Origin of the sequence: Christensenella sp. (assembly GCF_034927525.1) — a bacterium.
Classification (GTDB): domain Bacteria; phylum Bacillota; class Clostridia; order Christensenellales; family Christensenellaceae; genus Christensenella.
In genome coordinates this window covers 1-3,587 of record NZ_JAYFPU010000315.1, presented here as the reverse complement: position 1 = coordinate 3,587, position 3,587 = coordinate 1, and the positions used below count along the sequence as shown (strand labels likewise).

Here is a 3,587-nt window from a genome sequence, read left to right as displayed (position 1 = left end):
AAAGCCCCTCGACGCCGGCGCATTCCACGGCGTGGCGCGCCGCGCGCTGGTCCGGGTCCAGGGCCGTGCACGCGAAACCGGCCAGACGCATCCGATACGGGAACACGCACAGCCCGGCGCCGACGTCGAGCAGGGTCGGCCGGCGTCCGGCAAAGGCGTCCGGCGGGAAGTGCGCCTCCACGAACGCGAGGATCCGCGCCACACGGCCGACATTGTCCGACCGCTGCGGGGGCAGGGTGTTTATGCGCTCGAAGGTCTGGCGCATGCCCTCGGGGCCGGTGTAGAGGCTGCGGACATAGTCCTCGCTGTAGAGCTCGCGCAGGTCGAGGTCGTGCACGGACAGGAAATGGCCGCAGACCGGGCAGCGGCGCACCTCCCGGTAATAGTTTCCGCCCCGGCTGAACGAGAAGAGGTTCTCCCCCGCGGGCGGGGCGTCGTAGACCAGGACCGTCTCCAGGCCGCCGCTCCCGCACAGGCACGCGGGGGACTTACGCGCCGGCAAGGCGGCGCTCCAGCTCTTCCAGGCGTTCCGTGGCGTCGAGCCATGTCACGATACGGAGTTTTTCCGATTCCACGTAGCGCTCGAACAGGGCTTCCCGGCCGTGCTCCACGAGCAGGATGAAAAACTGGTCGAGGCGGTTTTTCACCAGCACCGCCCGCAGGCCGAAACGCAGCAGGCGGCCGTTGAGGGAAGGGGTGGCGTAAAAGCCGAAGTCCTTGCGGGCCACGTCGTACTCGGCCCCGGCCTCGGTGAGCAGCGTCACCTGCTCGTCGGGATCGAGCAGGACGTGGGCGCAGTCGTGCATGACGATCTTCTCGTCGTGCCCGACCTCGAAGGCGCGCGGCGGTTCGTTTTGCTTAAGCTTCATGCCCAGTTCCAATCCTTGATGAGAAAGTCCTCGATCTTCCAGACGCCGTCCTTTCGCACCCAGATGTCGCGGTTGCGGAAGGGCTCGATCACCCGGAAGAAGTGTTCCCGGTCGATGCCGAGGAAACGGCACAGGGCGTCGATGTCCTCGTGCGGCGTTTCGTCGCCGCGCCCGGCGATGACGGCCACGGCCTGCTCCCGGGTCATGCGGCCGTTGCGGATCTCCAGGGAGAGGTTGTCGAAGGTGCGCGTGAATCCGAATTTGTACCACTTGAGGAAGTGGTGGATGGAAATGAAGTCGTCGTCGATGTCGGCGTAGTCGTAGTAGCCGGTTTTCGGCCCCTGCTCCCTGGACCGGAAGCCGCCCGCCTTGGCCGCGGCCAAGGTCGTCTCCGGGTCCCAGGGGAAATAGTAGCCGAGGAAGACCGCCGACACCCCCTTGGCCTCCAGCTCGACGTCGGAAGGGCCGCAATAGGGCGTGAGCTCCTTGGCGGTCAGGCCGTCGCCGACCCAGTCCGCGGCCACGGTGCCGTGGGTCACGCCATAGGTCCGCAGCCAGGCGGCGTCGAGCCTGAACCCGGTGTGCTCCTGGCTGGCCTCGCCGTACTCGAAGGCCGAGTTCTCGCCCCAGACCACGAGCGGAATGCCGAAGCGGGTGGCGATGCCCAGGGGAATGGCGAACAGGGCCATGTGCATGGGGATGGCCGTGTCGCCGTAGCGGACCAGGGAGCGGTACATGAACTTCCGCTCCACCAGGGGATTGACCTGGTAGTCGATGTGGTCCACCCCCAGGCGGACGAGGTTGTCCAGGTTGGCCTGGCCGAGGGTGGTGCGGGCCGGGGTCTTCCAGGTCACGGCCAGGGGGTTCAGGCCGTGCTCCAGGCATTTGAGCACCTGCCAGTGGCTGTCCTTGCCGCCGCTGACCGGGATGAGGCAGTCGTAGCCCCGGCTTTTGGACTTGGCCAGGGCCGCGACGTCGGCAAAGGCCCGCTCCCTGGCCGCCCAGTCGATGGCGGCGCGGGTCTGGTGCGAACGGCAGGCGTTGCACAGGCCCTGCGCGTCAAGCGCCAGGTTCGGCCGGGTGTCGGGCAGGACGCATCGGACGCAGTACTTCACCGGGCGCACTCCTCGAGAAAGATTTTCACGCACAGGAAATTGAACAGGAACTTGCTTTCGCTGTTGGTCAGGCGGTCCTTGGCGAAAAACGCCTCGACCGCCTCCTTGCGCACCAGGTCGAAGACCGGGCCCTGGTCGAGCAGCTCCTCGCGGACCTTCGCGTCGGCGACGTCCAGGAACGAGAAGACGGGCGCGTTGAAGCCGACCTTGCGCCGGCAGTCCAGGATGCGGTCCGGGACGATGCCGCGCATGGCGTCGCGCAACACCTTCTTGTTGTAGCCGTCCCGGATGAGGTGGCGGGTGGGGATGGACGCGCAGACGTCGAACAGCCCGCGGTCCAGAAACGGCGAGCGGTTCTCGATGGAATAGTACATGGCGTTGAGGTCGTCCTCGTGGAGGATGACCGGCACGGCCTCGTTGAACAGCTCGTTGCGCATGCGGTTGCGCAGCAGGCCGGGGCAATAGCGGGTTTCGGCGAACGCCTCGCAAAACGGCTCGGTCAGGTAGCCGGAGAAGCGCGCGGCGTCGAGGTAGATGTGCTCCCGCTGCCCGGGGTTTTTCACGAAGGCCAGGGGGTCCTGGAGCAGGGGGTTGCGGACGATGGGCTTGATGTGGCGGTTCCAGTTGGCCAGCGATTCCTCGAACAGGGCCGGGTCGCCGGCCACCTCGGCCAGGTACATGCCGTGGTGGTCGTAGTACCCCGTGAAAAGCTCGTCCGCGGCCGTGCCGCTGATGGCGATGCGGTAGCCGTGCTCCCGGATGCTCTCCATGAGCAGCCAGTGGGCGTAGTAGGTGATCGTGTACACCGGGGCGTCATGGTAGCGGATCAGCTCGCGCAGCCGGCCCAGGAAGCCGGCCGTGTTCACCGGGATGGCGGTGTGGCGCAGGCCCAGCGCGGCCACGGCGTGGTCCACCAGCTCCTGCTCGTCGTAGCGCTCGTCCGTGTTGACGATGGTGAACCCGTGCACGTCGTAGTCCAGGACCTTTTTCGCCACGGCGATGAGCGCGTTGGAGTCGATGCCGCCGCTCATGCAGAAGGCGAGGGGCACGTCGGCCCGCAGCCGCAGGCGCACGGAACGGATCAGGGCTTCCCGCGCCGCCTCCACCGCCTGGGCGTAGGACAGGGATTCGTCGATCTCCTGGCCGGGGGTCCAGTAGGCGCGGCATTCCCGGCCGCCGTCGGCCGTCAGGGTCAGGGCCGTGGCCCGGGGCAGCTCGGCGATCTCCGTGAAAAACGTCCGTTCCGTCTTGTAGAGCGCCTTGTAGCCGTTGACCAGGTAGCGGCGCAGGTGGGTCAGGTCGGGGGTGAAGGACCGCCCGGCCAGGGCCGCCAGGGCCTTGACCTCGGAGGCGAAATAGAGCCCGGTCGCGTCCTCGAAGAGGTAGAGCGGCTTCTCGCCGAAGCGGTCCCGCGACAGGACGAGGCGTCCCGAGCCTTCCTCGTAGCAGGCGAAGGCCCACATGCCCTCGCAGGCGTCGAGCCCGTCCACGCCCCGGCTCTCCAGGACGCGCAACAGGACCTCGGTGTCGCTGTCGGTGTCGAAACGGCGGCCTTCGGCCGCGAGCCGCCGGCGGACCTCGATGTAGTTGTAGATCTCGCCGT

3 protein-coding genes and 1 pseudogene are annotated in these 3,587 nt (G+C 67.4%); all 4 read right to left on the bottom strand.

What is annotated here, in order from left to right; all coding sequences use genetic code 11:
• Positions 1 to 502: pseudogene (locus VB081_RS12815) on the bottom strand (class I SAM-dependent methyltransferase); the annotation flags it as partial.
• Positions 489 to 869, bottom strand: a complete 381-nt coding sequence (locus tag VB081_RS12810; protein ID WP_323401173.1) for a hypothetical protein — start codon at positions 867 to 869, stop codon at positions 489 to 491. The pseudogene VB081_RS12815 and the gene VB081_RS12810, both read right to left, overlap by 14 nt.
• A complete protein-coding gene (locus VB081_RS12805; RefSeq protein WP_323401172.1) occupies positions 866 to 1,984 on the bottom strand; it encodes an N-acetyl sugar amidotransferase in 1,119 nt (372 codons plus the stop codon). The genes VB081_RS12810 and VB081_RS12805 overlap by 4 nt, the downstream gene beginning before the upstream one ends.
• A partial coding sequence (gene asnB / locus VB081_RS12800; RefSeq protein ID WP_323401171.1) for an asparagine synthase (glutamine-hydrolyzing) occupies positions 1,981 to 3,587 on the bottom strand: 1,607 nt, incomplete at its 5' end. The genes asnB and VB081_RS12805, both read right to left, overlap by 4 nt.

Coding starts and splice junctions, on each gene's coding strand:
- VB081_RS12810 (WP_323401173.1), bottom strand. CDS start 869: ATGAAGCTTAAGCAAAACGAACCGCCGCGCGCCTTCGAGGTCGGGCAC.